The sequence below is a fragment of the Streptomyces sp. NPDC007983 genome (genome assembly GCF_042958345.1).
Classification (GTDB): Bacteria; Actinomycetota; Actinomycetes; order Streptomycetales; family Streptomycetaceae; genus Streptomyces.
Map to the genome: position 1 here is coordinate 430,226 of NZ_JBIBJI010000004.1, position 26,988 is coordinate 457,213.

The following is a 26,988-nucleotide window of genomic DNA, read 5'->3' on the forward strand; positions in this document are numbered from 1 at the left end:
GACGTGACCTCGCTCGCGCTGTCGGTGCTGCTGGCCCTGGGCTCGTCGGTCTGCTACGCCGCCGGGGCCATCCTCCAGGAGCATGTCGCGGCGACCACGCCGCTGGGCGCCACCGGGCCGCTGCGGCGCGGGCGCTGGTGGGCCGCGGTGGTCCTGAACGGGGCCGGTGCGGTCCTCCACGTGCTCGCGCTGGCCTACGGTCCGCTGAGCGTGGTGCAGCCGCTGGGGGCGCTCACCATCGTCTTCGCGCTGCCGATGGCGGCGGTGTTCGTACGGCGCCCGGTCGGCGCGGCGGGCTGGCGGGGCGCGCTGCTGGCCACCGCGGGGCTGGCCGGGCTGCTGTCGCTGACCGGTACGTCGCGGGCCCAGGCCCTGTCGGACGGGGAGCGGATCACGGTGACCGTGGTCACGCTCTCCTTCGTCGCGGCGCTGGTGCTGGTCGCGCGCCGGCTGCCGCCGGGCGGGCTGCGCGGGGGGCTGCTGGCCACCGCCGCGGGGACCGCCTTCGGCATTGCCTCGGTGTTCGTCAAGAACGTCGCCGTGGAGGGGAGCTGGGGCTCCTGGGCCGACGCCCTGCCCAGCCTCGTCATGATCGGGCTGCTGGCCGGGGGCGGGGTGCTGCTGTCCCAGGCGTCGTACCACAGGGCCGGGCTGGCCGCGCCGCTCGCGACGGCCACGGTGGTCAACCCCGTGGTGGCGACGGTCGTGGGCATCACCGCGCTGGGCGAGCACTTCCGGCACGGCACTCCGGGCACGCTGCTGGCGGTGCTCGCGGCGCTGGTGGCGACCGCGGGGCTGGTGATGCTGACGGTGCACAGCGCGGAGACCGGGGCGGGCGCCGTGCGGCGGCCGGAGGACGACGGCCCCGACGATCAGCCGCCCGCCCCCCGGGCCCCCGAGGCCCCGCCCCGGCTGACCCGCCGGATCCCCCGGCCCCGGCACCCGGTCCGCAGGCGCACCCCCGACCGCGGCGAGGCGGTGCTCCAGATCCACGGATAGCGCCTCAGCGGGTGCGGTTCCGGCCGACGTAGACGTTCTTGGCCCGGTAGTACGTGTCGCCGCCGGGGCCGGAGGAGCCCGAGGAGCCCTCCATCTGGAGGTTGATGATGAGCCACAGCGGCTTGCCGACGAAACCGGCGCCTCGGTGGACGGCCTTCCAGGTGCCGTCCAGGTAGTAGTGGATGTCCACGTCGGTGCCGTTCACCTTGGTGATCCAGGCGCGGTAGGTGTGCCAGTTCCCGGGGCCCGAGACTCCGACGATCGTGCTGGAGACGTCGGAGGAGCTGCGGAAGGTGTTGAACCAGTTGTTGGAGTTGCCCTTGAACTCCAGGATGTCGCTCTCCGGCGGCCAGCTGTTGACGCCGGTCAGCCAGAAGGCGGGCCAGGTCCCGGCCGCGCTCGGCGCCTGGAACTCGCCCTTGACCTCGTAGTCGGGGAACTGGTCGGTCACCACGATCTGGTTCTTCGCGTGCACCGCGCCCGAGTGGTAGCGGATCGGCAGATGCGGGGACGAGCCGCTGGTGCCCTCGTCCCAGGTGATGCGGGTGGCCTTCAGGGTGAGCACCCCGGAGGCGAGGGTGATGTGGTTGTGGTCGGTGGTGCTGCCGTACATCCGGGCGCTGCCGTTGTGGTCGGAGCCCCACGGGTAGAGGTAGTTCCACTCCGCCTCGAAGGCGCCGTAGCTCCCGAAGGAGCCGTTGATCACGTCCTCCCAGGTCGCCGCCGGTGCGGCGGCCGCCGGGCGGGGCCACCCGGCCAGGGCCGCGGCCCCGCCGACGGCGGCGGCCCCGCTGAGGAATCTCCTGCGTCCGTACGACTCGCCCGGTGCTGACACGCCACGCATGGCCGCCTCCCGAAGTCCGAAACTTCGAACACAAGCAAACAGGAGCCACCACAATCCCGCGGCCCCCAGAAGACGTCAACGGTTCGGGACGGAGCCCGGCGGGGAAAGGTCCGGCGCGGGACGGTGTGTTAACCGGACGTTAGCTCTCGGTCCGGAGGCTGTACGCCGCCCCCTGTCCGCACCGACGCTGCGTTGCGCGGCGACCGCCCCACTGGCGGCCGGCCCGTTACCGCACGTATCTGGAGGCCCAGTGAGCGACACCGGCTCTGCACAACACCCCCGTACCCCCTGGCGAGCCGTGCTCGGCGGCTCGATCGGCAATCTCGTCGAATGGTTCGACTGGTTCGTCTACGCCAGCTTCGCCACCTACTTCGCCGGTTCCTTCTTCCCCAAGGGCAATGACACCGCGCAACTCCTCAACACCGCGGGCATCTTCGCCGTCGGATTCTTCATGCGCCCGATCGGGGGCTGGCTGCTGGGCCGGTACGCGGACCGGCGCGGGCGCAAGGCGGCCCTCACCCTCACCGTGACGCTGATGTCGGCCAGCGCGCTGCTCATCGCCATCGCGCCGACCTACGACCAGGTGGGCTACTTCGGCGCGTTCGTGCTGCTGGTGGCCCGGCTGCTCCAGGGCCTCTCGGTCGGCGGCGAGTACGCGGCCAGCGCCACCTATCTCACCGAGGCGTCCCAGCCCGGCCGCCGTGGTTTCGTCTCCAGCTTCCAGTACGTGTCCATGACCCTCGGCCAGCTCATCGGCCTCGGACTGCAGATCGTGCTCCAGCACACCATGTCCGACGACGCGCTGCACTCCTACGGCTGGCGCATCCCGTTCATCGTGGGCGCCGTGGGCGCCGCGGTGGTCTTCTGGCTGCGGCGCAATCTGCTGGAGACCGAGGCGTACACCGAGGAGGAGGGCGCCGACCAGGGGGCCGAGCGCGGGACCCTCCGCCAGCTGCTGCGCCACCGCAAGGAGGCGGCGCTGGTCATCGCGCTGACCATGGGCGGCACGGTCGCGTACTACACGTACACCACCTATCTCACCAAATACCTGTCGAACACAGCCGGGTTGAGCAAGAACGACGCGTCGCTGGTCAGCTTCTGCGCGCTGTTCCTGTTCATGCTGCTCCAGCCGGTGGCCGGATCGCTGTCGGACCGGATCGGCCGCCGGCCGCTGCTGATCACCTTCGGCATCGGCTCGATGCTCGGCACCGTGCCCATCATGACCGCGCTCTCGCACACCGACACCTTCCTCGGCGCGCTGCTGCTCTCGCTCGCGGCACTGGTCATCATCACCGGCTACACCTCCATCAACGCGGTGGTGAAGGCCGAGCTGTTCCCCACCCATGTCCGGGCGCTCGGCGTGGCACTGCCGTACGCGCTGGCCAACGCGCTGTTCGGCGGCACGGCGGAGTACGTCGCGCTGTGGTTCAAGAACGCCGGTGCGGAGTCCGGCTTCTACTGGTACGTCTCCGGCTGCGCCGCCGTCTCGCTCGTCGTCTACCTCACCATGCGCGAGACCCGGGACACCGCCCTCACCCGCGAAGCGGCCGGGGAACATGCCGCCGAGGGCCTGCGGAAGAGCGCTGTCTGAGCCTTCGGGCGGCCGCATATTCTTAGGTGCCATGCACGTTCTCCTGGTCGAAGACGACGACCGGCTGGCGGCCGCGCTGACCTCCGCGCTCGACCGGCTGGGGCACCAGGTCGTCCGCGCCGGGCGCGCCGACGACGCGCTCCGGCTCAAGGACGGCGCCGACTTCGTCCTGCTCGACCTGGGGCTGCCCGACATGGACGGGCTGGAGGCGCTGCGCAGGCTGCGCCGCGCCTCCGCCGTCCCGGTCATCGTGGTCACCGCCCGGTCCGCCGAGCGGGACGTGGTCCGGTCCTTGCGCGGCGGCGCCGACGACTACCTGGTCAAACCGTTCCGCACGGCCGAGCTGATCGCGCGCATGGAGGCCGTCGTACGGCGCGGAACCCGGCCGCTCACGGCGGCGGGCCCGGTGGTCGCGGTCGGCGGCGTACGCATCGACCTGGCCACCCGGCAGCTGGAGGTGGACGGCCGTCCCGTCTCCCTCACCCGCCGGGAGTTCGACGTGCTGGCGCTGCTCGCCCGCGAACCCGGTGTCGTCCGCAGCCGCGAGGAGATCCTGGACGCGGTCTGGGGCGACCTGCTGCTGTCGGCGTCCCGCTCTCTCGATGTCCACATCGCCGGAATCCGTTCCAAGACCGGCCGTCCGGAGCTGGTGGAAACGCTGCGCGGCACCGGATACCGGCTGGGAACCGGCGGATGCACCTGAGGATCCTGACGGTCTACACCGTGCTCATCGCGTGCCTGGTGGCCGCGCTCGCGGTGCCCTTCGCCCGCGCGTACTCCTCGCACCGCACCGGGCAGCTGCTGCTGGAGCGGCGCGCCGACGCGACCCGCCTCGCCGAACTCGCCGACCAGGCCATCCGGGACGGGTACACCACCGGGCTCGTCCAGGAGGTCGCCCGCTACCACCAGCTGTACGGCACCGCGGTGGAGATCCGCGGCCGGGACGGCGAGCGGGTCGCGGGCGGCGGGGCCTGGGAGCGCGGGCCCGCCGAGCGGGCGCTGTCCGGCCGTACCACCGGCAGCCTGCCCCTGGTCACCCCGTTCGGCCCCAAGGCAGTGGTGATCGCCGAGCCGGTCGGCCGGGACGCCCAGGTCTCCGGCGTGGTGCTCATGCGGGTGGCCACGGCCACCGCCCGGCGCGAGGTGGCCCTGATGTGGGCGGCGGTCGCGGGCGGCTCGCTGATCGCGGTGGCCTGCGCCCTGATCGCCGCGCGCCGCCTCGCGCGGTGGATTCTGCGGCCGGTGACCGAACTGGACGTCACCACCCGGGCCATCGCCGAGGGCCGGATGGACGCCCGGGTGCGCGACGGCGGCCACGGGCCCGCCGAGCTGCGGCTGCTGGAGCGGCGGTTCAACGCCATGGCCGACGCGGTCTCCACCGCCCTGGAGCGGCAGCGCGCCTTCGTCGCGGACGCCTCGCACGAGCTGCGCACCCCGCTGACCGTGCTGTCGCTGCGGCTGGAGAACCTGGAGCCGCATCTGCGGAAATCCGGGACCGGCGACTACGCCGAGGCGCTCGCCGAAGTGGACCGGCTGGCCGAGCTGCTGGAAGACCTGCTGGAGCTGGCCCGGGTGGAGGCCGGGACGGCCGCCCCCGAGCCGGTCCCGCCCACGGCGCTCGCCGCGCGGCTCGGCACCTGGCGCGAGGTGTACGCGGCGCGCGGGCTGACCCTGGTGGTGGACGTCGAAGCGGCGGGCCCGGACGCCCCGCCGCTGCCCGCCCCGGCCGCCCGGATCGCGGACATCGCGCTGGACAACTCGGCCAAGTTCGTGCCGTCCGGCGGCACGGTCACCGTCTCGCTCGACGCCGCCGGAGCGCTGCGGATCGCCGACGACGGCCCCGGGCTCACTCCCGACCAGCTGGCGGCGGCCCCGGGACGCTTCTGGCGCGCACCGGACCACGGGAACGTCCCCGGCAGCGGTCTGGGCCTCGCCATCGCCGCCGAACTGGCCCGCTCCTGCGGCGCCGAGCTGACCCTCCGCTCCGCCGAGCCCCGGGGCCTGGTGGTGGAGCTGCGGCTGCCCGGTCAGCCGTAGGCGGCGCGGTAGTACGCGGCCGCGCCCGGGTGGAGGGGGACCGTGCCGGTGCCGATGGCGTAGCGCTCGTCCAGGCGGCTGCCCGGCGCGTCCGGCACCGCCAGCCGGTCGCGGCGCTCGAAGAGCACCCCGGTGAGCGCGCGGGCCGTGCCGTCCGCGAGCCCGGAGCGGCATACGAGATAGCTGGGCGTGCCCACGGTCGGGGTCGGCCCCCGCGTCCCGTACACACCGGCCGGGATCGAGACCTCCTCGTAGACGGGGCCGTGCGCGCCGCGCAGCGCGCGGGCGAGCCCGCCGAGGGGGATCAGGCGGAGCGGGCGGCGTCGGGCGAGCCGGGCGATGGCCCAGGTGGGGGCGCCGCCGGACCAGAAGAAGGCGTCCACGTCCCGCCTGAGGAGCGCGTCGGCGGATTCGCCGAGCCCGAGGCGTACCGCGCGGACGTCGCGTACCCCGGCCGTCGCGAGCACCCGTCCGGCGGTCGTCGAGGTGCCGGACTCGGCGGCGCCGAGGGAGACCGTGCGCCCGGCCAGCTGGGCGGGGTGCTCGATCGTGGAGTCGGCGGGCACGACCAGGTGCAGATAGTTGAGGTACAGCCGGGCGAGGGCCGCGACCGGCATCCGCCGCCGGAAGGTGCCGCGCCCCGCGGCGGCGTCGGCAGCGCTGTCGGCGAGGGTGAGCGCGGTGTCGGCCCGGCCGTCGCCGAGCATGCGCAGGTTCTCCACGCTCGCGGCGGTGGTGAGCACCCGCACGGTGAGCCCGTGGTGGGCCCGGTGCGCCTCGGTGGCCAGTCTGCTGCCGAAGGTGGCGTACGGCCCGCCCCGGGGGCCGGTGGCCAGCCGCACCCGGGCGGAGGGCCCGGGGTCCGAACAGCCGGCGAGCCCGCCCGCGGCGAGCGCCAGCAGCAGGCGGCGTGGGACGGTGTGCACGCGGCGATGCTAACCGCCGCGGTGTGGTGGGCAGGAGCGCCGAACGTGACCGGTCAGCGGGCCATCGCGCTGAGCTGGGCCCACACCACGCGGCCGCCGGCCGCCCCCGGCCGGTCGCCCCACGCCTCGGTCAGGGCGCGGACGAGCGCCAGGCCGCGGCCGCTCTCGTCCTCCACGCCCGCCTCCCGGGGCATGGGGCCGAGCGGGCCGCCGCCCTGGTCGGCGACCTCGACGTACAGCGAGCGCCGCTCCTGGGCGCGCAGTACGCACAGGATCTGCTCGCTCGCGGTGTGCACGAGGGCGTTGGTGAAGAGCTCGGACATCACCAGCTCCGCCGCGCCGCACACGTCCTCGTCGAAGCCCCAGCCGGGCACCAGGCTCCGGACGAGCCGGCGCGCGGCGCCGACCGAGGCGCCCCGGGCGGGCAGCTGCAAGGTCTCCTGACGGAGGACCGTGTCGACACCGGCGGAGCTCATGTGAGGGGCCATCGTCGAGCGTTGACGCAATGCCACGGCCATGTGCCTTCCGTCCGTCTACCTGTGGGGGCGTGAATGCCGTACGTGAATGCCATAAGTACGCGACAGGGCACCCACGTTGGGACCCGTCACTGACGCCACTATCGTTCCTGCGAGCATCAGTTGGCAAGACGCGTTCTGCAAAATGCAGAATGACCGACGCAGTCTGTGCCGCCCATGGCGAGCATGGCACACTGAGTCGCACAACACACCGTCCGAGGAGGAACGACGTGGGTGAAGCGCGGTCTGCCCCGACCGTCGGGCAGATGGTCCTCGGCATGCGGCTGCGGCACCTCCGTGAGCGGGCCGGAGTCAGCTATGACGCGGCCGCCAAGGCGCTGCACGTCAACCAGACCACGGTGCGCCGGATGGAGAAGGCCGAAGTCGGCCTGAAGCTCCCGTACGTCGAGAAGCTTCTCCAGACCTACGGCGTCGGACAGGACGAGGTGGAGTCCTTCCTCGGGCTCGTGGAGGAGGCCAACCAGCCCGGCTGGTGGCACCGGTTCCGCGATGTGCTGCCGGACTGGTTCAGCCTCTATGTGAGCCTGGAGGGCGCCGCCAGCCGGATCCGCGCGTACGAACCGCACTTCGTGCCCGGCCTGCTGCAGACGGAGGACTACGCCCGGACACTGCTGCGCATCGGCTTTCCGCAGGGCACCGACCAGGAGATCGACCGCCGGGTCGCCCTGCGGATGGAGCGTCAGGAGCTGCTGTCCAGACCCGACGGGCCGCATCTGTGGGCCGTCATGGACGAGACGGTGCTCCGTCTGCACATCGGCGGGCCGCAGATCATGCGCGCCCAGATCGACCACCTCATCGAGACCGTCCAGATGCCGAACGTGACCCTGCAGGTCGTCCCGTTCGCCTCCGGGCCGCATCCGGGCATGGGCGGTCCCTTCCAGCTGTTCCGGTTCCAGATCCCGGAGCTGCCGGACATCGTCTACGCCGAGGGCCTGACCGGCGCCGGCTATCTCGACCAGCGCACCGATGTGGCGGCCTATCTGGAGGCACTCGACCGGATGGGCACCCAGGCCACACCGGCGCGCCGCACGGAGACCTTTCTCCGTGAGATTCGCAAGGAGCTGTGACTGTGGATCAGGTAGAAGACGTCTACAACGGCATGCCGGCCACCCGCCTGGCGACGGAAGGCTGGCGCAAGCCCTGGAGCGGCCCCAACGGCGGTGCGTGCGTGGAGGCCCTGAGGCTGCACGACGGGCGGATCGCCCTGCGGCAGTCGACGGACCCCGACGGCCCTGCCCTGATCTACACCCACCATGAAATGGAGAGGTTCATCCAGGGCGCCAAGGCCGGCGCCGCGGATTTCCTTCTCACCCGACCCGACCCCAACCTGACCACCTCGGCGGGTACCGCACCGGAACGGAGGGCGGCGTGACCGACTACGGACTCGCCCCGGACCAGCAGATCGACACCACCAAGCCGCACCCGGCTCGGATGTACGACTTCTATCTCAACGGCAAGGACCACTACGAGGTCGACGCGGAGGCCGCCGGCAAGGTCCTGTCGGTCTACCCGACCGTCAAGCTCAACGCCACGATCAACCGCGGCTTCATCCACCGGGCGACGCGCTGGCTGGCCGCCGAGGCGGGTATCCGGCAGTTCCTGGACATCGGCACCGGCATCCCCACCGAGCCGAACCTGCACCAGGTCGCGCAGAGCGTGGCCCCGGACGCCCGGGTCGTCTACACCGACAACGACCCCATCGTCCTCGCCTACGCCCAGGCCCTGCTGCGCGGCACACCCGAGGGGCGCACCGCGTACGTCCAGGCCGATGTGCGCGATCCGCGGCGGATCATGTCGGCGACCGAGCTGAACGAGACGCTCGATCTGAGCGAGCCGATCGCGCTGTCGGTGAACGCGCTCTTCCACTTCATTCCGGAGGAGGAGAAGCCGTACGAGATCGTGGCGGAGCTGATGGGCGCGCTCGCCCCGGGCAGCTATCTGATGCTGACGCACTCCACGGCCGACTTCCACGCGGAGAAGTGGCAGAAGGTGATCGCCGTGTACAAGGAGAGCGGCATATCCTTCACGACCCGCAGCAGGAGCGAGGTCGAGGCGTTCTTCGACGGCCTGGAGCTCGTCGAGCCGGGCGTCTCGGAGCCGCACGACTGGAAGCCGGGCCCCGGCGACCGCCCGGACGAGATCCGCAGCGCGGACATCAACATGTGGGCCGGAGTGGCCCGCAAGCCGTAGCGGGTGGTGCCGTTACGGCTCCTCCGGGCCGTCGACGGTGAAGCCGAGCACCGCGCCGCCGCCGGGGCGGGGGCGGGCGAAGACCGTGCCACCGTGCGCGAGGGCGACCTCGTGCACGATGGCGAGCCCCAGCCCGGAGCCGGGCAGGCTGCGCGCGCCGGGGGCGCGGTAGAAGCGGTCGAAGATCCGCGTCCGGTCCTCCTCGGCGATGCCGGGGCCCCGGTCGCGTACTTCGACGCGGTGCCCGGTCACCACGACCTCGACGGGCCCGGTGCCCTCCCGGTCGAACTTGGCGGCGTTCTCCACCAGGTTGGAGACCGCGCGCAGCAGGGCGCCGGGGTGGCCCTCGACGAGGGTGTCGCCCTCCGCCCGTACCGTGATCTCGCGGCCGGTGCGGCGGCGGGCGAGGGTCGCGGCCTTGGTGGCGACCTCGTCGAGGGACACCTCGGTGCGCGGTTCGTCGTCCCGCTGGCCGGCCGCGAGATCCACCAGCTCGTTGACGAGGTCGGTCAGCTCCCGGGTCTCCCCCGCCAGATCGGCCAGCAGCTCCTCGCGCGCGGCGGGCGGCAGTTGCTCGAAGCGGCTCAGCAGCGAGATGTTGGTGCGCAGCGAGGTGAGCGGGGTGCGCAGTTCGTGTCCGGCGTCCTGGACGAGGCGCCGCTGGTCGTCCTTGGAGCGGGCGAGCCGGCCGAGCATGCCGTCGAAGGCCCGGCCCAGCCGGCCCACCTCGTCGTCCCCGGCGACCGGGACCGCCACCTCCATCCGTCCGGTGGCCGCCACGCTTTCGGCGACCCGGGTGAGCCGTACCAGCCGCCGGGTGATGCGTCCGGCGAGCCACCAGCCGGCCACCCCGGCGGCCATGATGATCGCGACGACGAACAGCGCGGTGCGCTTCTGCAGCTCCTGCAGCAGATCCTCGGTGTCGCTGATCTGCTGGGCCACCTGGACGGCGCCGCGGCCGTCGCCGAGCGCGACGGTGGCCATCCGGTACTGGTCCTCGCCGATGGAGATGTTGCGCTGCCTCATGGTGCCCGGGGTGGTGTCCGCGGCGGTCTCCCGGTCCTCGTCGCCGACCGGCAGCGGGGGCTTGCCCTCGTCGTAGACGCTGCCCCGGCCGCCCAGCACCTGGACGTCCATGCGGCTGATCCGGCGCAGGTCGTCGCGCAGCCCGTAGGGCACCGGGACCTCGGAGGGGTACTGCCGCAGGACCACCTTCTGGCCCCGGACCTGGGTGCGCAGATCGCGGACGACGTCGGTGAACGCGGACTTCTGGTCGACCCGCACCAGCCCGGCCGCGGCGTCGTAGCTGAGGAAGCCCACCAGGAGGGTGACCACGGACGCGAGCGCCGCGAAGGAAAGCGCGAAGGTGGTGTGCAGGCTGGGCCGCGGCCGACGGCGGGGGCGGAAGCGCACCGTTCACTCCTCCCGCAGGGTGTAGCCGACGCCGCGCACCGTGTGGATGAGCGGGGCGCGCCCGGCCTGGTCGACCTTGCGGCGCAGATAGCCGATGTACACGGCCAGGTTCTTCGATCCGGGGCCGAAGTCATAGCCCCAGATGCGAGAGTAGATCGTGGCATGGTCGAGGACGATGCCCGCGTTACGGGCCAGCAACTCCAGGAGGTCGAATTCGGTGCGGGTCAGCTCCAGCTCCGTACCGCTCCGCCACACCCGGCGCGCCGAGGGGTCGAGCCGGAGGTCGGCGACCGCGAGGGTGGCGTCGTAGGCGGCGTCGTCCGCCGCGGGCTCCGGTATGGGGGCGACGCGGCGCAGCAGCGCGCGCAGCCGGGCGAAGACCTCCTCGACCTCGAACGGCTTGGCCACGTAGTCGTCGGCGCCCGCGTCCAGCCCCTCGATCCGGTCGGCGGTCTCCACCCGCGCGGTGAGCATGAGGATGGGGGTGCGGTCGCCCTCGGCGCGCAGCACCCGGCACACCTGGACGCCGTCCACGCCCGGCATCATCACGTCCAGCACGATCACGTCCGGGTGCTCGCGGTGGATGGCCGCCAGGGCCTCGACGCCGTCGGACACCGCGGTGACCCGGTATCCCTCCAGGATCAGGGCGCGCTCCAGCGCATTGCGGATGGCACGGTCGTCCTCGGCGAGCAGCACGGTGTTGGTCACAGGACGAGTCTGCCAAGACCGCCCGGGAGCGATCGCCCTCGCCCCCTCGGAGCTGCGGTTCTTACCCGGCTCTCACCTTTCTCACGCGACCGGCTTACCGAGCCGGGACAGGGTACCCAGTACGTCCCGGGGGGATCGCGCCCCGGTGTTGCCACCGGCCGGAGAGACACCGCATGAAGATCGTATTCCTGCTGCACAACGCCTATGGGATCGGCGGAACGATACGCACCACGCTGAATCTCGCCGCGGCGCTCGCGGAGCGCCACGAGGTGGAGATCGCGTCGATGATGCGCCACCGCGCGACGCCGCGCTTCACGCTCGATCCGCGGGTGCGGCTGGTGCCGCTGGTCGACACGCGTCCCGGCGGCCTGGACGCGCAAGATCCGCTGTTCGCCGAGCCCACTCGGGACTTTCCCGTCCACGAGAAGCGGAACCACCAGTACAACCGGCTGATGGACCTGCGGGTCGCCCGGTATCTGGAGGGCTGCGACGCCGACGTGATCATCGGCACCCGGCCGGGCGTCAATGTGTACCTGGCCCGTTTCGGCCCGCGCAAGGCGCTGCGCATCGCGCAGGAGCACCTGCGGTACGAGGCGCACAGCAAGAAGCTGCGGGCCGAGCTGACGCCGTTCTACCGCACGCTGGACGCCGTGGTCACCACGACGGAGGCGGACGCGGCGGTGTACCGGGCGAAGATGCCGCTGCCGGGGGCGCGGACCCTGGCGATCCCGAACAGCGTCCCCGAACCGGCGGCCGAGCCCTCCGAGGGCACCGCGCCGGTGATCGCGGCGGCCGGCCGGCTGGTCCGCGGCAAGCGCTTCGACCTGCTGATCGACGCCTTCGCCGAGGTCTCGCCCAAGCATCCGGACTGGCGGCTGCGGATCTACGGCGGCGGTGCCCAGAAGGAGCAGCTGCAGGAGCGCATCGAGGAGCTGGGGCTGACCGGGAGCGCCGAGCTGATGGGGCCGTACTCGCCGATCGAGGAGGAGTTCGCGAAGGCGTCGATCGTCGCGGTCGCCTCGGACGCCGAGTCGTTCGGGATGACGATCGTGGAGGCGATGCGCTGCGGGGTGCCGGTGGTGAGCACGGACTGCCCGCTCGGCCCCGCCGAGATCATCGAGGACGGGGTCACGGGGCGGCTCGTGCCCGTGGGCGACAAGCAGGCGCTGGCGCAGGCGCTGCGGGACCTGATCGACGACGAGCCGGGCCGCCGCGCGATGGCCGCGGCGGCGCTGGAGAGCGCGCGGACGTACGACCCGGAGCCGATCGCCGAGCGCTACGAGCGGCTTTTCGAGGAGCTGGCGTCGAGCCGGTTCGCGCGCTCCTGGGAGCGCACCCGGATCCGGCTGCGGGCCCGCTACCGCCGTACGGTCCGCCGCTGGAAGCGCGCCTTCCGCCGCCGTCTGCCCGCGGCGGGCGGGACGGGCGCGAAGGCCTGACGGGCCGCCCGGACCTGCCGGGCGGCTTCCGCCCGCCCGGACCTGCCGGGCGGCTTCCGCCTACCAGGTGGTCGGCGCGTAGTCCTTGAGGAAGCAGCCGAACAGGTCCTCGCCCTGCTCGCCGCGGACGATCGGGTCGTAGACCCGGGCCGCGCCGTCCACCAGGTCGAGCGGGGCGTGGAAGCCGTCGGCGGCGAGCCGCATCTTGTCCGGGTGCGGCCGCTCGTCGGTGATCCATCCGGTGTCGACGCTGGTCATGAGGATGGCGTCGGTCTCGAACATCTCACGGGCGCTGGTGCGGGTGAGCATGTTGAGCGAGGCCTTGGCCATGTTGGTGTGCGGATGGCCCGCGCCCTTGTAGCCGCGGCCGAACTTGCCCTCCATCGCGGACACGTTGACCACGTACTTGCGCCGGGCGGACGCGGCGGCCATCGCCGGGCGCAGTCGGCTGACCAGGATGAAGGGCGCCGTTTCGTTGCACAGCTGCACCTCCAGCATCTCGACCGGGTCCACCTCGTGGACCCGCTGGATCCAGGTGTTGGTGGCGTCCAGGTCCGGAACCAGCCCGCCCGCGTCGATCGCGGTGCCCGCCTCGATCCGGGCGGGCGAGGCGGAGCCGCTGGTGAGGGCGAGGGCGGTGAGGTCCTGGGCGGTCAGCGCGCCGTCCCGCTCGGTGCGCGGTCCGGGCAGCGCCGTCTGGGAACCGCTGCCGAAGGCGCCGAGGACGACGGACTCGGGCAGCTCCCCGGCGGGCAGCGGCGCCGACTCGCCCGCTATCAGCTCCGCGTACGCCTGCGGGGTGCGGCGCACGGTCTGCGCGGCGTTGTTGATCAGGATGTCCAGCGGCCCGGCGGCGGACATCTCGTCGGCCAGCGCGATGACCTGGGCGGGGTCGCGCAGATCGATACCGACGATCTTCAGCCGGTGCAGCCACTCGGCGCTGTCCGGCATCGCCGTGAAGCGGCGGATCGCGTCGTTCGGGAAGCGGGTGGTGACGGTGGTGTGGGCGCCGTCTCGCAGCAGCCGCAGCGCGATGTACATGCCGATCTTGGCGCGGCCGCCGGTGAGCAGCGCCCGGCGGCCGGTGAGGTCGGTGCGGGCGTCGCGGCGGGCCCGGTTCTCGGCGGCGCAGTCGCGGCAGAGCTGGTGGTAGAACGCGTCGACCTCGACGTAGCGGGTCTTGCACACGTAGCAGGAGCGGGGGCGCGCCAGGATGCCCGCGATCTCGGTGGTGACGGAACTGCTGAGGGCCCGGCCCAGCGTCTCGTCGTCGATGCGGTCGGCGGCGCCGGTGGCGGTGGCCTCGGTCACCGTCTTGTCGTTGGCGGTCTTGGCAGCCCGCCGCTCCTGGCGCCTGCGCTGCTTGACGGTGCGGTAGATGCCGGCGGTGGCCCGGCGCACCGTGATGGCGTCGGGGTGGTCGACGGGCAGCCGGTCCAGTTCCTCCAGGACGCTCAGGCAGGTCGCCAGGCGCCCGGGGTCGATGCCGGGCTCCGCGTGGGTCCCGGGCTCCCCCGGCTCCGTGGGCACGGCGCCGGTGTGCCCGGCCTCCGTCCGCTCGGCCCGGCCGTCGTCAGTCACCGTCATCGCCGCTGCCGCTTCCTCGTTCTGTTTTCCCTGGGTAACGGCCGAACTGTACGGAAGCGGGGACGGCCCTGCCAAACCCGCGCGGTCTCACCCCCTCCTGTACCCGCGGTAGGTATAGCCCCGGAGCGGGGGTTCCATGGCCGGAGCGGGGCCGGTCAGCGAGCGGATCAGGCCATGATCGGGCGAGTGGACGCAGGCCGGGTCGGTGCGGGCCGCGTCCCCGGTGAGCGCGTACGCCTGGCAGCGGCAGCCGCCGAAATCCTCGGCGCGGTGGGAGCAGCTACGGCACGGTTCGGCCATCCACTCCTCTCCGCGGTAGCGGTTGAAGGCGGCGGAGTGGTCCCAGATCCACTCCAGCGCGTGGTCGCGGACGTTCGGCGGGTCCAGGCCGGGCAGGGCGGCCGCCGCGGGGCAGGGCAGGACGGTGCCGTCGGGCGCGACGGTCAGCGAGACCGCGCCCCAGCCGCCCATGCAGGGCTTGGCGACGCCCTCGAAGTAGTCCGGGAGGACCCACACCAGCTCGGTGCGGCCGCCGAGCTCTTCGCGCCGGCGTGCGACGACCTCCCGGGCCCGGGCGAGCTGGTCGCGGGTGGGCAGCAGGGCGGCGCGGTTGCGCAGGGCCCAGCCGTAGAACTGGGTGTTGGCCAGTTCGACGCGGTCGGCTCCCCAGGCCACGGCCAGGTCGATCAGCGCGTCCAGCGCGTCGAGGTTGTCGCGGTGCAGGACCACGTTGACGCCCAGCGGCAGGCCCGCCTCCCGTACCAGCGCGGCGGCCCGTTCCTTGGCGGCGAACGAGCGGTGTCCGGCGATCCGGTCGGAGGCTTCGGGGTCGGCGTGCTGGACGGAGAGCTGGACGCTGTGCAGCCCGGCCCCGGTCAGCGCCGTCAGCCGGGCCTCGTCCAGTCCCACGCCGCTGGTGACGAGCTGGGTGTAGAGCCCGGCGGACACGGCGGCGGCGACGATCGCCTCCAGGTCCCGGCGCAGCAGCGGCTCGCCGCCGGACAGATGGGTGTGGACGACGCCCAGCCCGGCCGCCTGGCGCAGCACCCGCTCCCACTCCTCACCGGTCAACTCCCGGGAGCGGCGCACCAGCTGGAGCGGGTTGGAGCAGTAGGGGCAGTGCAGCGGGCAGCCGTGGGTCAGCTCGGCGAGCAGCGCCCAGGGGCGGGGGTGAGCGCTCCCCCGGGGGTGGGTGGTCACCGTATCCAGCCCTCCTCGTGCATCCGGCCCAGGAACGCGGGGACGTCGGTGGCCACGGGGGCGCCGGGGAAGCGCTCGGAGAGTTCGGCCACGATGGTGTCGAGGTCGCGGTCACCGTCGCACAGCCGCAGCACGGTCCCGGCGGTGCCGCGCAGGACCACGACGCGCTCGGGCAGCACCAGCAGGTCCACCTCGCGCACCCGGTCGTGGCGCAGGCGCACCGCGGGGGCCAGGGCGGGCCGCCAGGCGGCCGGGGCCGTCATGTCCCCTCCCCCGCGTCCCCCGCGGTGTCTCCCGAAGTGTCCTTGGTGTCGGCGTGCTCGACCACGTCCAGCAGGGACCACAGCACCTCGCATTTGAAGGTCAGCGCCGCGACCGCCCGCTCCTCGTCCTCGGGGGTGCAGGCCCAGGTGAGGACGAGGTCGAGGGCTTCGGCGCTGTCCCGGCTGCCCTGGCCGACCCGGTCGCGGAAGTAGCGCAGCCCGTCGCGCTCGATCCACGGGTAGTGGCGTTCGAACGCCTCGATGCGGGTGCGCATGATGCCGGGGGCGGACAGTTCGGTCAGCGAGGCGGCGACGGCCTCCAGCGGGGTGCCCAGACGGCAGAAGTTGACGTAGCCGTCGACCGCGAGCCGTACCCCGGGCAGCACTTCGGCGCCGGTCAGCAGCCGTTCCCGGCCGATGCCCGCGGCCTCTCCGAGCCGCAGCCACCGCTCGATGCCGCCCTCGCCGTCGGCCGCGCCGTCGTGGTCCCGGATCCGGCGCAGCCACATCCGGCGCAGCCGCGGGGTGTCCAGCTTGGCGGTGATGAGCGCGTCCTTGACGGGGATGTGGCGCTGGTAGTGGAAGCGGTTGAGGATCCAGCGGCGCAGTTCGGCGGGGGTGAGTTCGCCCGCGTGCATGCGGAGGTTGAAGGGGTGCCGGTCGTGGTAGCGCTCCTCGGCGACGGCGCGCAGCCGCTCCTCGAGGCTCCGGGTCATAACTCGATCACCATCCCGTCGGCGGCCACCTCGATGCCCCGTCCGGCGAGCACCGCGTGCTGGGGCGCGGCCGGGTCGTTGAGGGGGTTGGTGTTGTTGAGGTGCGTGTACAGGGTGCGGGCGTTCAGTGCGGCGAGCCGCCGCGCCGTGCCGCCGGGTCCGTCGATCGGCAGATGGCCCATGGCGGTGGCGGTGCGGGAGCCGAAGCCGCTGCGCCGGGGCTCCTCGTCGTCCCAGAAGGTGCCGTCGACGATGACGCAGTCGGCCTCCTCGGCGGCCCGCTGGAAGGTGTCGGGCCAGGCGGCGAGGGCGGGGGCGTAGAGGAGGGAGCGGCCGGTGGCGCGGTCCCGTAAGTGCAGGGCGACGACCCAGGCGTCGTCGTCCGCTCCGCCCAGCTCGGTGGCGTAGCGCGGGCGTTTGGCGGAGACGGGGACGGCGCCGATGGTGAATTCGGCGTCCGCGGCGGCCGGGCGGGGGCCTTCCGCCGGCAGCTCGTGCCAGTCGAGGCGGGTGTAGGGGGTGAGCACATCGCCGAGGTGGAGTCCGGTCAGCAGGGCCCGGCGCACCGGGGCGGTGGTGTGCAGTTCCACGCCGTCGGCCTCGCGCAGCCGGGCGATGCCGAGGGTGTGGTCGAGTTCGGCGTCGGTGAGGATGACCCCGGCCAGTGGGGTGTGGCGCGGTTCGGGCCCGGGGTGGAGTTCGGGGCAGTCCTCGACCTGCTCGCCGAGGTCGGGGGTGGCGTTGACGAGGTACCAGCGGCCTTCGGCGGCCCGTACGGCGAGCGAGGCGTGGCGGCGGCGCCGCTCCGGGTGGGCGCGTGCCCCGGAGCATCCGGGGCACGCGCAGTTCCACTGGGGTACGCCGCCGCCCGCCGCGGTGCCGAGCACACGCACGCGCATGGCGGCTGCCGTCAGCGGGCGTTCAGTGAGTAGGCGGTGACCTCCAGCGCGGTCTCGACGACCACGTAGTCGGGGGTCTGCCAGGCGGTCCGTTCCGGGGCGGGCGGTGTCCGGTCCGCCGTGGTGGGGTTCTGCCGCACGGTCTCGTTCATGGTGCTGACCTGCCTTCCGGTTTCCGATGGGTGGGTCGGTCCTGAGGAGGTGCCAGGGGCGGGGCGGGCGCGGTCAGCCGGTGGTCCTGATCCGCAGCGCCTCGCCGTCGGTGGTGGTGCTGTGCCGGACCACGGGGCCGGTGACGCCGCTGAAGCCCACGTCGTACGGGCTGGCGGTGCCGCGCTGGGCGGTGACCCGGTCCAGGGTGATGGCTGCCCCGTCGTCCGCGATGAACGCGGGCCGGTCGTCGCCCGAGTCGGTCCGCACGGCGCTGTTGGTGAAGGTGATGTTCTTGGCGTGCCGGATCCACCAGCCGTAGGAGGGGCGCACTCCGTAGGTCTTGGGGACGTAGTCGGTGAGGTATTCGCCGGGGACGAGCTCGGCGTCGGAGGCGGGGTGGCCGCCGGGCACGGTGAGCCGCACCCGGTCGAAGGTGATGTCCTCCACGTCCGCGCCGGGCGCTCCGGTGATGGTGCTGGTGTAGTCGACGCCGGTGACCGGGTGGGTCAGCCCGGTGCCGGTGACATCGGTGAAGGCGATGTCGTGGATCCGTCCGGCGGGCGGGGCTCCCGGGCAGCGCTTACGGTCACCGATCTTGATGAAGACGGGGGTGGCGCCCTTGGTCATGGTGATGTCCGAGTAGCGGACGTCGCTGATGTCGGCGCCGTCCATGGAGACGATGCCGATGGCCGCCTTGCCCCCGCCGCCGATCCGGAGCCGGTCGAAGCGGATGTCGCGGAAGTCGCCGCAGGTCTCCGAGCCGAACTGGAGGGCGTTGTTCTCCGTGGACAGCACATCGGAGTCATGGACGCGGATGTCATGGCTGGTGTAGGTCCGGCCCAGCGCGTAGTCGCTCTTGAGGACGACACCGTCGTCCCGGCCCTCGATGCGGGAGTGGCCGATGTCGACGTGGCGGCTGTTGATGAGGTTGACGGCGTCCCGGTCGGTGCTGGTGAGCACCTTGGTGCGGGTCATCCGTACCCCGTCGCAGCCGTTGAGCAGCAGCGCGAAGTGGCCGCCCCGGGTGAAGGTGACGTCCTTGATGTCCAGGCCGGCGCAGCGCTTGAGGGAGAGGATCTTGTCGCCGACGCCCGGGTCCAGGGTGTTGCTGGTGCCCAGGCCCTCGCCGTCGAGGGTGCCGGAGCCGGTGATGGCGAGGTGGTGGATGTTCTCGCCCGTCAGCAGCGCGTTGCGGAAGTGGCTGTGGCCGAAGTCCTGGTACGCGTCCCAGGGGTTGGGCTCGGCGTCGTCCATGCCGCCCGCGGCGGCGAGCAGCGTCGCGCCCTTGGTGAAGTGCAGGGTGATGTCGCTCTTGAGGTGGACCGTGCGGGACTTGTAGGTGCCGGGCGGGAAGAGCACGGTGCCGCGGCCGGGACCGGCGGCGGCCGCGTCGATCGCCCGGTCGATGGCGTCGTCGTCCAGGGTCGTCCCATCCCCCGTGGCGCCGTAGTCGCGCACGTCGTACGTACGGTGGGCGGGTCGGGGCTGGGCGGTGGCCGTCAGGGGAGCCGCGGCGAGCAGGCAGGCTCCGGCCGCCGTGATGGCGGCGAACCGTAACCGCGCCGATCGCGTCATGAGGTGCCCTTCGGGTAGCCGGATCCGATGCGCACCTCGTCGATCAGCAGTTTCTGGTAGCGCTTGGTGTCGGTGGCGGCGGCCCAGGTGCTGTTGACGGTGAGCCGGACGTAGCGCTTGGTGGCCGCGGGGAGGTCGATGAACTGCACACCGCGGGCGCTGGGCAGGGTTCCGGTCTTGACCGGGCTGCCCCAGGTGGTGCCGTCGCTGGAGACCTGCACCTGGTAGTCGCGGATCCGGGCGGACTGTTCGGTGTCGGACCGGGCGTAGGCGACCGACCACTCCCGCTGGTTGACGGCCAGATACCGGATGCTTCTGGCCGAGCGCAGATCGAAGGTGACCGTGGCGGGCAGCTTGGTGTTGTTGTCCCAGTAGGTCTGCGGATCGCCGTCGAGGACGGCGGAGGCCGGGTGGCCGCTCGCCGAGGCGCCGGCGCTCGCGGTCATGGAGCCGGCCGGCACGATCCCCTGCCTGCCGTCGGTGCGGACGCTCAGGACGGTGTCGTACGGGTCCCAGCCGGTGATGCCGGAGATGGTGAGTTTGCCCTCGCCCTGGCTGAAGGCCAGCTTCTTTCCGGTGCGGAAGTCGGTGACGCCGGACACCCGGTAGCCGTTGTCCCGCACGGTCAGCGTGGAGCCGGACGGCTTGCTGAGGACGTGGAGGTAGTGCTGGTCGGGGTCGGTCCTGCTGACCGTGGTCACCCCGTGCGCCCCGTCGTTCCAGGAGCCGGGCTGGAGCCCGCCGTACGCGTAGCCGCCGCCCTCGGTGCCGTTCAGCGAGCCCCAGATCGTGTCGAGGTAGCTCTTCGCGACGTTGTTGAAGGCTTCCTGTTTGCTGGGGAACTTCCCGTTCACCTGGGCTGTTTCGGCCATCAGCGACTTCACGGAGGATCCGGAGTTGCTGATCAGCCGGCCGAGGGTGAGCCCGGTGTCCACCGCCGAGTCGGTGCCGCTGTACCACCAGGCGCCGCTGCTGGGCAGCTTGAAGCAGGCCTCGGTGAGCCGCGGCTGCGGGGTCCAGATGGCCTGCGGGTAGTCGTACGCCGGGGTCATGCCGGTCTTCTGCTCATTGCTGACCGTGTCCATGATCGGCGTGTCCTCGTTGTTGTTGCTCAGCAGCCACCCCGGGCGGTCGGCACGGATCTTCTCGTAGAGGCCGTGGTCGAGCCAGTAGTCGTTGTCGTTGTCGATCCAGAACCCGGACAGCTTCGGGTAGTTCTTCATCACCTCGACGAAGTTGTCGTACGAGTACTCACCGAACCCGTCGCGCGTGGTCAGGTCGACATCCCTGCCCTTGTGGGCGGAGTACGCCGCCGAGTCGAGCCATTCGTGGCCGCCCTCGTCGTGCCACTGCGGATCGTCGGTCATGTAGAGCATGACCTTCAGCCCCTGCTTGCCCGCCGCGTCGATCAGCTCGCCCAGGAAGTCCCGCTTGGTGGAGCAGCTGCCCGGGATGGCGGAGGGCCAGGCGCGCGCGTATCCCAGCCGGCTGTGGAAGGAGGCGAGGACGAGGTACTTGGCGTGCAGCTTCTTGGCCTCGTTCACCCAGTAGCCGGCGCTCCAGCCGCCGTCGGTCACCGCCTTCTCCCAGGCGGAGCAGCTGGTGTAGCCGGGTGAGGTGCGCATGCCCCAGTGCAGGAAGAGACCCGCCTGCGCGTCGCGCAGCCACTGCTGCCGGGGGTTGACCACATCGGCCCGGGCGGGGGCCGGACCGGCCAGGGAGAGCGTGCCGATGGCCAGCAGGACGGCGGCCAGCCAGGCGCCGAGGCGCCGGCGCGGTCTGTGATCCATGGGGTTCCTCACCAGGGCTGCGGTCGGGTGCGGTGCTGTTGCAGCGTCACCGCCCTGTCGGTGTCCGGTCAAGAAGCATGCGCCGAATTCCTCCGACCTATCTGGATGGACATGCCACGTATATCTCGACCAACTAAGCGGAATACGCAGGTGGGTGACGGTATTTCAGCGCCGATCCCCCATCAGGGCGCCTCCTTGGTCCACACCATTCCTTGACTCATCGCGCCATACCTCCTACCTTCCGCGATGCGCCGTCACGCCCAAAGAAGTTGATGAACAAGGATCAGACAGGAGAATCCTTGATGGAGCGCCCACCGCTCTTACCGCGCACCGCCCTCACCCTCGCGGCCACCGCGGCACTGATCGCCCCGGCCGCGGTCGCCTACGGCACCGAGCGCGCTCCGCAGGCCCCCGCCGCGTCCTGGAGCCTGAAGTGGCACCCCGCGGCCGGAGCCAGTGTCGCCAGCGCCTTCGAGGGCGCCGAGGACGACCGCGCCGATTCCCACCCCGGCACCACCCACATCTACCCCTACCAGGGCGGTTTCCGCACCGACATCCACTACCCCAAGGACGTCGACACCAGCACCGACCGCCAGCGCAACGAGGTCCGGGGCATGAAGCAGGACGGCTCCGCCGTCAAGATCCTGAAGAACGAGACCTGGCGGATCCAGTACCAGATGTACGTGCCGGACACCCTCGACGCGACGACGGGCTTCACCCACATCATGCAGATCAAGGTCGGAGACGTGGCGGCCCCGCTGTTCACCATGTCGCTGCACCAGCACGGTGACGGCCCGAAAGTCGAGATGCGGACCTCGGACGACGACGACAACCTGACCGAGGCCGGGGCCGCCGACATGGCGCCGCTGCAGGGCACGTGGAGCGATGTGTCGGTCGAGGTCAAGGCGGCCGACTCGGGCGCGTACGCCGACTGGTCGGTGACCACCGCCGACGGCAGGAAGGTCGCCTCGCACAAGCGCACCGGCCTGGACCTGTGGCGCGGCAAGAACTACCTGCGGCCCAAGTGGGGCATCTACCGCAGCCTGAACAGCAGCGGCCTGCAGACCACCTATCTGCTCACCCGGAACTTCAAGGCGTACAAGCTCCAGTAGGAGGAAACGCGATGAAGAGCTGTCGGAACACCCTGGTGGCCGCGGCCGCCACCACCGCGCTCACCGCCGGGCTGCTGCTCACCCAGGCGGGCACGGGCAACGCCGCACCGGCCGCCGCCGATTCGGCTTCTTCGGCCCCTTCGGCCCTCACGACCGTCTCGTCGGGCTGGTCGATCCCCTGGGGGCTGAGCTGGCTGCCGGACGGCTCGGCGCTCATCACCGAGCGGGACTCGTTCAAAGTCTTCAAGCTCACCCAGTCGGGCACCAAGACCCAGGTGGGCACGGTTCCCAATGTGGTGACCACCGGCGGCGAGGGCGGGCTGATGGGCCTCGCCGTCTCCCCGAACTGGAACACCGATCACTACGTCTATCTCATGCATACGGCGTCCGACGGCAACCGGATCGCCCGCATGACCTACGACGGCACCTCACTGAGCGGATACAAGGCGCTCGTCACCGGCATCAAGAAGAACAAGTACCACAACGGCGGGCGCCTCAAGTTCGGCCCGGACGGCTATCTGTACGCCACCACCGGGGAGGCCCAGACCCCCGACCTCGCCCAGGACAAGGACTCGCTCAACGGCAAGATCCTTCGGATGACCGCCGACGGCAAGCCCGCCCCCGGCAACCCGTTCGGCACCCTCGTCTACTCGCTCGGCCACCGCAACCCGCAGGGCCTCACCTGGGACCCGCAGGGCCGGCTGTGGGAGGCGGAGCTGGGCAACAGCAAGTACGACGAGCTGAACCTCATCGAGGCGGGCAAGAACTACGGCTGGCCCACCTGCGAGGGCAGCTGCTCCACCTCCGGGATGACCAGCCCCAAGCGTCAGTGGTCGGTCGGCGACGCGTCCCCCAGCGGGGTCACCTACGCCGACGGCGCGCTGTACATGGCCGCGCTGAAGGGCGAGCGGCTGTGGCGCATCCCGGTCGACGGCACGAGCGCGGGCACCCCGAAGGCGTACTACACCAACTCCTACGGGCGGCTGCGCACCGTCGAGACGGTGCCCGGCAAGAACACGCTGTGGCTGTCCACGACGAACGCCGACAACAACGGCGGGGAGCCGGACGGCGCGGACAAGGTCTTCCAGGTCGACCTGAAGTAGGCCGCCGTGCCGCTGTGTGCGGCCGCGCTCCGCGGAGCGCGGCCGCACGCGCGCGTCGTTACGCGATCCGCTCGTTCATCAGCAGGAAGGCGCCCAGCCCGTGCAGGTCGTTCGTGTTGCGCTTGCGGCCGAGGTAGTACGCCAGATCACCGACGTTGGTTCCCTCGCTGATGTCGGTGATGCTGGTCCGCCCGTCCTCGTCCACCGTCACCTTGTCCAGGACGCCCTGGTAGCCCCGGCGCGCCGCCGCCGCGTAGCCGTCGCCGCGGATCCAGCCGTGGCCCAGGGCGGCGTGCAGCATCAGGGTGTACATGCTGGAGGCGGAGGTCTCGGTCCAGTTGCCGGGCTCGCTCGCCTTGTCGACGACCTGGAACCAGCGGCCGGTCGCCCGGTCCTGGTAGCGCAGGAACCCCTTGGCCAAGTGCCGTACGTTGCCGATGAGTTCGGCGCGGCGCGGATGGCCGGCGGGCAGCATCTCCAGCACCTCGATGTGGGTCATCGCGGTCCAGCCGATGGCCCGGGCCCAGAAGTGGGCGGAGGTGCCGGTGGTGGCGTCCGGGTTCCAGGGGGCGTCGCCGTCCGCGTCGTAGGCGTGGTAGATCAGCCCGTTCGACGCCTTCAGGTGGCGGAAGTACACCGAGAGGTTCCGGGGGACCTCGTCGTACGCGTAAGCCCTGTCCCCGTAGGCGATGCCGTACCGCAGCAGGAACGGCTGGGCCATGAAGACCCCGTCGCCCCACAGCTCGTTGGTCTTGCCGGTGGCGTGCCACATGCCGCCGTCCGCGGTGCGCGGATAGCTGGTGATACGGTCGCGGATCTGGTCGGCGGCGGTCCGGTAGCGTGCGTCGCCGGTCTCCCGGTGGAGCATCAGCAGCAGGTTGCCGGACTGCATGGCGTCGAGGTTGTCGAAGGTGCGGCTCATATGGCCTTCGGCGTCCACGAAGTTGTCCACCCAAGCCTTGATGTACGCCAGGTACGAGGGCTCCCCCACCCGCTGGTAGACGCGGTAGGCCCCCAGCAGGAACAGCCCCCGGGTGTAGCCCCAGCCGCCCAGCGAGACCGGGTCCGGGTAGCGGGCCATGGTGGACTCCACCACCGCCCGCGACCAGTCCGTACGGGCCGCGTGGGCCACCCCGGTTCCCGGCAGCAGAAGGCCGCCGCCGATGCCTAACGCGCTCGCGAGTACGGTCCTGCGTCTCATCACTGGACTCTCCTCTTGACGGGCTGAATGCCATGTACACGCCAAGGATAGCGGCGAACCCGCCTTTTTGGATCAAACGCGGAGGAAACGGCCGGATCCGCATCCCCCGTCAGCAACCCGGCCACCAGACGGCCGGTGGCGGGGGCGAGCATCAGGCCGAGCATGTTGTGGCCGGTCGCCAGCAGCACCCGGGAGTGGCCGGGCACGGGACCGATCAGCGCTAGCCCGTCGGGGGTCATCGGGCGCGGGCCCACCCACTCCTCCTGGAGGTCGTCCCAGTCGGCGTGGCGCAGATACGGGCGTGCGGCCGCCACGATGGCCTCGACGCGCCGCCGCCGGAACCGGTCGGGGTCGCGCTCGAACTCCATCGTCCCGGCGACCCGGACCCGCTTGCCCATCGGCGTGAGCACCACCTTGGCCGCGCCGAGGTGGACCAGCCGGGACGGCGGGGGCTCGGCCGCCACCGAGAAGCTGTAGCCCTTGCCCGCCACCAGGTCGATGTCCACGCCCAGCCCGCGGACCAGCTGACGGGACCAGATGCCCGCGGCGACGACCACCGCGTCGCTCCGGTACGTCCCCGCCGAGGTCCGCACCTCGGCGCGCCCGGCCCGGTCCGTGACGGCCGACACCCGGGCGCCCTCGATCAGTTCGACGCCCTGGCGGCGCAGCCGCTCGGCGAGCCGGTCCACGAAGAGCCCGGGGTCCAGCGACCACTGGCCGTCCACCACGAACCCCGCCCGGGCGCCCTCGGTGAGCGCGGGCTCGGTGCCCGCGAGGGCGGCCCCCGTGAGCAGCCCGCTCGCGGCGATCGGCGCGTCCAGCCGGCGGAAGGCGGTGAGCGCCTTGGCGGCGTACTCGCGGGACGGGAAGGCGAACAGGAACCCGTCCTTGTGCGCCTCCCCGTCCACGCCGAGCGCCTCCAGTTCCTCGAAGAGCCCGAAGGTGCCCTTCGCGAGCGCGCCGAGCGCGCTCGCCCCGCGGTCGTAGTGGCGTGCGGTGGCCCGCAGCCCGAAGCGGACGAGGAAGCGCAGCAGTTCGGCGCTGGTCGACGGATGCACGGCCAGGGCGCTGTCCGGGCGGTGCAGCCCGCGCAGCGCGGTGCCGATGACGCCGGGGGCGGCGAGCGGTTCCACCAGGTCGGGGCAGACCTCCCCGGCGTTGCCGCGGGAGGCGCCGCTGCCCAGCCGGTCGCGTTCCAGGACGGTGACCCGCAACCCGGCGGCGCCGAGGTAGTGGGCGCACATCAGGCCGATGACTCCGCCGCCGACGATCGTGACCGAGGAGGGCGCTGTGCCGGGGGCGGTCATGACGTCTCCTTCACCGCGGACCGCGGTGTGGTCGGGGCGGCGGTGTCGCGGCGGAGGCGGGAGCGGCCGCGCGGGTCGCCGTCGCGGTCCGCCGCGCTGGCGTCGGCGAGGGTCAGCCCGCTGGTCTCCGGCGCGAGTACGTAGGAGGCGGCCCAGCCGATGGCGCAGATGACCGCGCCGAGGAGCATCGCCAGCCGGGTGCTGTGGGCGAGGACGACGGGCGCTCCCCAGGTGCCGATGGCGGCGCCGACCCGGCTGATGCCGGTGGCGAAGCCGTTGGCGGTGGCGCGCACCCCGGTCGGGAACAGCTCGGAGGGATAGATGGCCTGCAGGCACTGGCTGGAGAAGCACGCCACGCCGAAGGCGGCGAAGAGGACCACCACGACGGCCGGCGACGGGTGGGCGAAGGCGGCGAGGCAGAGCAGGGGGATGGCGGAGAGGCCGAAGCTCCACAGCAGCAGGGTGCGCCGCCCCTTGTTGACCACCAGGATGCCGGACAGCGAGCCGAGGACGAAGAAGATCTGCACCACGACCGCGCCGAGGTAGGAATCGTTGCCGTCGGCCAGTCCGAACGAGGCCAGGATGGTGGGTTCGTAGGTGGTGATGGCGTAGATGGGCAGGAGCTGGCAGGCCCAGAAGACGCTGACGAAGACGGTCCTGCGCAGATAGGCGCCGCGGAAGATGTCGCCGTAGCGGGTGCGCGAGGCGGTGTCCGCCTCCAGGTCGGCCAGGCTCGCGCCCGGGCCCAGCATCTGCTTCAGCACGGCCTGGGCCTCGTCGGTACGCCCCTTGCTGAGCAGCCAGCGCGGGGACTCGGGGGTGCCGAAGCGCAGCAGGAGGATGAGCGCGGCGGGGATGGCGCTGCTGGCGAGCATCCAGCGCCAGTCGTCGTGGCCGGAGGACATCATCGCCCAGCCGATGACGTACGCGACGGCGGCGCCGACCGACCACATCGTCACCATGATGACCAGCAGCGGGCCCCGGGAGTTGCGGGGTGCGAACTCGGAGGCGATGGTGCCCGCGATGGCGAAGTCCGCGCCGATGGCGATGCCCATGAGGAAGCGCAGCACGGTGAGCTGCCATGGGTCGGTGACGAAGAACTGGGCCGCGGACAGCACGATGAACGCGGCGATGTCGAAGAGGTAGACCTTCTGCCGTCCGACCCGGTCGGTGACATAGCCGAAGACCAGGCCGCCCGCGAACATGCCGACCAGGGAGGCGGAGCCGACGACCCCGGCGTCGAAGGAGGTGAGGTGGTAGTCGGCGGTGAGGAGCGGCAGCGCGACGCCGATGATGCTGAGGATGTAGCCGTCGCAGAACTCGCCGCCGCCCGCGTAGAGCGTGATGAGCCAGTGGGTGCGGGTGGGACGGGACTTTTCGAGTGAAGCGGTGCTCATGG

The 26,988-nt window shown here is 72.0% G+C and carries 26 protein-coding genes; 10 read left to right on the forward strand and 16 right to left on the reverse strand.

Annotation, left to right across the window (positions count from 1 at the left end):
* Positions 1–3 precede the first annotated feature (3 nt).
* Positions 4–999 (forward strand): DMT family transporter, encoded by a 996-nt coding sequence (locus ACFZCY_RS15440; protein WP_391172815.1) that lies wholly within the window; start codon positions 4–6, stop codon positions 997–999.
* A gap of 4 nt (positions 1,000–1,003) precedes the next feature.
* On the opposite strand, the gene ACFZCY_RS15445 is transcribed toward ACFZCY_RS15440, so the two are convergent.
* Positions 1,004–1,843, reverse strand: a complete 840-nt coding sequence (locus ACFZCY_RS15445; RefSeq protein ID WP_391172818.1) for a glycoside hydrolase — start codon at positions 1,841–1,843, stop codon at positions 1,004–1,006.
* 250 nt (positions 1,844–2,093) lie between these two features.
* On the opposite strand from ACFZCY_RS15445, the gene ACFZCY_RS15450 reads away from it, so the two are divergent.
* Genes ACFZCY_RS15450 through ACFZCY_RS15460 form a run of 3 tightly spaced genes read left to right on the forward strand, consistent with a single transcriptional unit; the run spans position 2,094 to position 5,471 of the window.
* Entirely contained in the window at positions 2,094–3,434 is a 1,341-nt protein-coding gene (locus ACFZCY_RS15450; RefSeq protein WP_391172820.1) for an MFS transporter, read from the forward strand.
* 31 nt (positions 3,435–3,465) lie between these two features.
* Positions 3,466–4,137, forward strand: a complete 672-nt coding sequence (locus tag ACFZCY_RS15455) for a response regulator (protein ID WP_391172822.1) — start codon at positions 3,466–3,468, stop codon at positions 4,135–4,137.
* Complete coding sequence (locus tag ACFZCY_RS15460; RefSeq protein ID WP_391172824.1) at positions 4,128–5,471, forward strand: ATP-binding protein; 1,344 nt, start codon at positions 4,128–4,130, stop codon at positions 5,469–5,471. The genes ACFZCY_RS15455 and ACFZCY_RS15460 overlap by 10 nt, the downstream gene beginning before the upstream one ends.
* Here the strand turns inward: ACFZCY_RS15460 and ACFZCY_RS15465 are convergent.
* Both ACFZCY_RS15465 and ACFZCY_RS15470 read right to left on the reverse strand, forming a co-directional pair.
* Complete coding sequence (locus ACFZCY_RS15465; RefSeq protein ID WP_391172826.1) at positions 5,462–6,397, reverse strand: TAXI family TRAP transporter solute-binding subunit; 936 nt, start codon at positions 6,395–6,397, stop codon at positions 5,462–5,464. The two genes, ACFZCY_RS15460 and ACFZCY_RS15465, sit on opposite strands and share 10 nt — an antisense overlap.
* Positions 6,398–6,450: 53 nt before the next feature.
* Positions 6,451–6,873: an ATP-binding protein gene (locus ACFZCY_RS15470; RefSeq protein ID WP_391172828.1), complete on the reverse strand. Its 423-nt coding sequence runs from the start codon at positions 6,871–6,873 to the stop codon at positions 6,451–6,453.
* Positions 6,874–7,142: 269 nt separating this feature from the next.
* On the opposite strand from ACFZCY_RS15470, the gene ACFZCY_RS15475 reads away from it, so the two are divergent.
* The 3 genes from ACFZCY_RS15475 to ACFZCY_RS15485 are packed head-to-tail and all read left to right on the forward strand — an operon-like array spanning position 7,143 to position 9,123.
* Positions 7,143–8,000 (forward strand): Scr1 family TA system antitoxin-like transcriptional regulator, encoded by an 858-nt coding sequence (locus ACFZCY_RS15475; protein WP_391172830.1) that lies wholly within the window; start codon positions 7,143–7,145, stop codon positions 7,998–8,000.
* Between the two features lie 2 nt (positions 8,001–8,002).
* Positions 8,003–8,305 carry a DUF397 domain-containing protein gene (locus ACFZCY_RS15480; RefSeq protein WP_391172832.1) on the forward strand — a complete coding sequence of 101 codons (303 nt, stop codon included), beginning with the start codon at positions 8,003–8,005 and terminating at the stop codon, positions 8,303–8,305.
* A complete protein-coding gene (locus ACFZCY_RS15485; protein ID WP_391172834.1) occupies positions 8,302–9,123 on the forward strand; it encodes an SAM-dependent methyltransferase in 822 nt (273 codons plus the stop codon). Before ACFZCY_RS15480 ends, ACFZCY_RS15485 begins: the two co-directional genes overlap by 4 nt.
* A gap of 12 nt (positions 9,124–9,135) precedes the next feature.
* Here the strand turns inward: ACFZCY_RS15485 and ACFZCY_RS15490 are convergent, their stop codons facing one another.
* Together ACFZCY_RS15490 and ACFZCY_RS15495 are read right to left on the reverse strand one after the other, a co-directional pair.
* Complete coding sequence (locus ACFZCY_RS15490) at positions 9,136–10,536, reverse strand: ATP-binding protein (protein ID WP_391172836.1); 1,401 nt, start codon at positions 10,534–10,536, stop codon at positions 9,136–9,138.
* Between the two features lie 3 nt (positions 10,537–10,539).
* Positions 10,540–11,244 (reverse strand): response regulator, encoded by a 705-nt coding sequence (locus ACFZCY_RS15495; protein ID WP_391172839.1) that lies wholly within the window; start codon positions 11,242–11,244, stop codon positions 10,540–10,542.
* A 173-nt stretch (positions 11,245–11,417) separates the two neighbouring features.
* Here ACFZCY_RS15495 and ACFZCY_RS15500 point away from each other — a divergent pair, with 173 nt between their 5' ends.
* Entirely contained in the window at positions 11,418–12,683 is a 1,266-nt protein-coding gene (locus tag ACFZCY_RS15500) for a glycosyltransferase (protein ID WP_391172841.1), read from the forward strand.
* 60 nt (positions 12,684–12,743) lie between these two features.
* Here ACFZCY_RS15500 and ACFZCY_RS15505 read toward each other — a convergent pair whose 3' ends face one another.
* The 8 genes from ACFZCY_RS15505 to ACFZCY_RS15540 all read right to left on the reverse strand — a co-directional run bounded on the left by ACFZCY_RS15505 (position 12,744) and on the right by ACFZCY_RS15540 (position 20,866).
* Positions 12,744–14,270 carry an SDR family NAD(P)-dependent oxidoreductase gene (locus ACFZCY_RS15505; protein WP_391172844.1) on the reverse strand — a complete coding sequence of 509 codons (1,527 nt, stop codon included), beginning with the start codon at positions 14,268–14,270 and terminating at the stop codon, positions 12,744–12,746.
* An 87-nt stretch (positions 14,271–14,357) separates the two neighbouring features.
* Positions 14,358–15,479 carry a pyrroloquinoline quinone biosynthesis protein PqqE gene (gene pqqE, locus ACFZCY_RS15510; protein WP_391173665.1) on the reverse strand — a complete coding sequence of 374 codons (1,122 nt, stop codon included), beginning with the start codon at positions 15,477–15,479 and terminating at the stop codon, positions 14,358–14,360.
* Entirely contained in the window at positions 15,467–15,733 is a 267-nt protein-coding gene (pqqD, locus tag ACFZCY_RS15515) for a pyrroloquinoline quinone biosynthesis peptide chaperone PqqD (RefSeq protein ID WP_391172846.1), read from the reverse strand. The genes pqqE and pqqD overlap by 13 nt, the downstream gene beginning before the upstream one ends.
* Positions 15,730–16,449: a pyrroloquinoline-quinone synthase PqqC gene (gene pqqC, locus ACFZCY_RS15520; RefSeq protein WP_391172849.1), complete on the reverse strand. Its 720-nt coding sequence runs from the start codon at positions 16,447–16,449 to the stop codon at positions 15,730–15,732. The genes pqqD and pqqC overlap by 4 nt, the downstream gene beginning before the upstream one ends.
* On the reverse strand, positions 16,446–17,348 hold the full coding sequence (pqqB, locus tag ACFZCY_RS15525) for a pyrroloquinoline quinone biosynthesis protein PqqB (RefSeq protein ID WP_391172851.1): 903 nt from the start codon (positions 17,346–17,348) through the stop codon (positions 16,446–16,448). Before pqqB ends, pqqC begins: the two co-directional genes overlap by 4 nt.
* An 11-nt stretch (positions 17,349–17,359) precedes the next feature.
* Positions 17,360–17,500, reverse strand: a complete 141-nt coding sequence (gene pqqA, locus ACFZCY_RS15530) for a pyrroloquinoline quinone precursor peptide PqqA (RefSeq protein ID WP_391172853.1) — start codon at positions 17,498–17,500, stop codon at positions 17,360–17,362.
* 73 nt (positions 17,501–17,573) lie between these two features.
* The gene (locus tag ACFZCY_RS15535) at positions 17,574–19,076 is read right to left on the reverse strand and encodes a glycosyl hydrolase family 28 protein (protein ID WP_391172855.1); all 1,503 of its coding nucleotides are present in this window, start codon (positions 19,074–19,076) and stop codon (positions 17,574–17,576) included.
* Complete coding sequence (locus tag ACFZCY_RS15540; RefSeq protein WP_391172857.1) at positions 19,073–20,866, reverse strand: discoidin domain-containing protein; 1,794 nt, start codon at positions 20,864–20,866, stop codon at positions 19,073–19,075. The genes ACFZCY_RS15535 and ACFZCY_RS15540 overlap by 4 nt, the downstream gene beginning before the upstream one ends.
* A gap of 302 nt (positions 20,867–21,168) precedes the next feature.
* On the opposite strand from ACFZCY_RS15540, the gene ACFZCY_RS15545 reads away from it, so the two are divergent.
* Positions 21,169–21,978, forward strand: a complete 810-nt coding sequence (locus ACFZCY_RS15545; protein WP_391172859.1) for a hypothetical protein — start codon at positions 21,169–21,171, stop codon at positions 21,976–21,978.
* Between the two features lie 11 nt (positions 21,979–21,989).
* A complete protein-coding gene (locus tag ACFZCY_RS15550; protein ID WP_391172861.1) occupies positions 21,990–23,081 on the forward strand; it encodes a PQQ-dependent sugar dehydrogenase in 1,092 nt (363 codons plus the stop codon).
* 58 nt (positions 23,082–23,139) lie between these two features.
* Here the strand turns inward: ACFZCY_RS15550 and ACFZCY_RS15555 are convergent, their stop codons facing one another.
* The 3 genes from ACFZCY_RS15555 to ACFZCY_RS15565 are packed head-to-tail and all read right to left on the reverse strand — an operon-like array spanning position 23,140 to position 26,986.
* Entirely contained in the window at positions 23,140–24,282 is a 1,143-nt protein-coding gene (locus ACFZCY_RS15555) for a glycoside hydrolase family 88 protein (protein ID WP_391172863.1), read from the reverse strand.
* On the reverse strand, positions 24,282–25,589 hold the full coding sequence (locus ACFZCY_RS15560; protein WP_391172865.1) for an FAD-dependent oxidoreductase: 1,308 nt from the start codon (positions 25,587–25,589) through the stop codon (positions 24,282–24,284). Before ACFZCY_RS15560 ends, ACFZCY_RS15555 begins: the two co-directional genes overlap by 1 nt.
* Entirely contained in the window at positions 25,586–26,986 is a 1,401-nt protein-coding gene (locus ACFZCY_RS15565; RefSeq protein WP_391172867.1) for an MFS transporter, read from the reverse strand. The genes ACFZCY_RS15560 and ACFZCY_RS15565 overlap by 4 nt, the downstream gene beginning before the upstream one ends.
* Positions 26,987–26,988 lie beyond the last annotated feature (2 nt).

Bases quoted from the DNA above. Each gene is read 5' to 3' on its own strand.
- ACFZCY_RS15445 (WP_391172818.1), bottom strand. From the start codon at position 1,843: ATGCGTGGCGTGTCAGCACCGGGCGAGTCGTACGGACGCAGGAGATTC.
- ACFZCY_RS15455 (WP_391172822.1), top strand. From the start codon at position 3,466: ATGCACGTTCTCCTGGTCGAAGACGACGACCGGCTGGCGGCCGCGCTG.
- ACFZCY_RS15460 (WP_391172824.1), top strand. From the start codon at position 4,128: ATGCACCTGAGGATCCTGACGGTCTACACCGTGCTCATCGCGTGCCTG.
- ACFZCY_RS15470 (WP_391172828.1), bottom strand. From the start codon at position 6,873: ATGAGCTCCGCCGGTGTCGACACGGTCCTCCGTCAGGAGACCTTGCAG.
- ACFZCY_RS15500 (WP_391172841.1), top strand. From the start codon at position 11,418: ATGAAGATCGTATTCCTGCTGCACAACGCCTATGGGATCGGCGGAACG.
- ACFZCY_RS15505 (WP_391172844.1), bottom strand. From the start codon at position 14,270: ATGACGGTGACTGACGACGGCCGGGCCGAGCGGACGGAGGCCGGGCAC.
- pqqD (WP_391172846.1), bottom strand. From the start codon at position 15,733: ATGACGGCCCCGGCCGCCTGGCGGCCCGCCCTGGCCCCCGCGGTGCGC.
- pqqC (WP_391172849.1), bottom strand. From the start codon at position 16,449: ATGACCCGGAGCCTCGAGGAGCGGCTGCGCGCCGTCGCCGAGGAGCGC.
- pqqB (WP_391172851.1), bottom strand. From the start codon at position 17,348: ATGCGCGTGCGTGTGCTCGGCACCGCGGCGGGCGGCGGCGTACCCCAG.
- pqqA (WP_391172853.1), bottom strand. From the start codon at position 17,500: ATGAACGAGACCGTGCGGCAGAACCCCACCACGGCGGACCGGACACCG.
- ACFZCY_RS15535 (WP_391172855.1), bottom strand. From the start codon at position 19,076: ATGACGCGATCGGCGCGGTTACGGTTCGCCGCCATCACGGCGGCCGGA.
- ACFZCY_RS15540 (WP_391172857.1), bottom strand. From the start codon at position 20,866: ATGGATCACAGACCGCGCCGGCGCCTCGGCGCCTGGCTGGCCGCCGTC.
- ACFZCY_RS15545 (WP_391172859.1), top strand. From the start codon at position 21,169: ATGGAGCGCCCACCGCTCTTACCGCGCACCGCCCTCACCCTCGCGGCC.
- ACFZCY_RS15550 (WP_391172861.1), top strand. From the start codon at position 21,990: ATGAAGAGCTGTCGGAACACCCTGGTGGCCGCGGCCGCCACCACCGCG.
- ACFZCY_RS15555 (WP_391172863.1), bottom strand. From the start codon at position 24,282: ATGAGACGCAGGACCGTACTCGCGAGCGCGTTAGGCATCGGCGGCGGC.
- ACFZCY_RS15560 (WP_391172865.1), bottom strand. From the start codon at position 25,589: ATGACCGCCCCCGGCACAGCGCCCTCCTCGGTCACGATCGTCGGCGGC.
- ACFZCY_RS15565 (WP_391172867.1), bottom strand. From the start codon at position 26,986: ATGAGCACCGCTTCACTCGAAAAGTCCCGTCCCACCCGCACCCACTGG.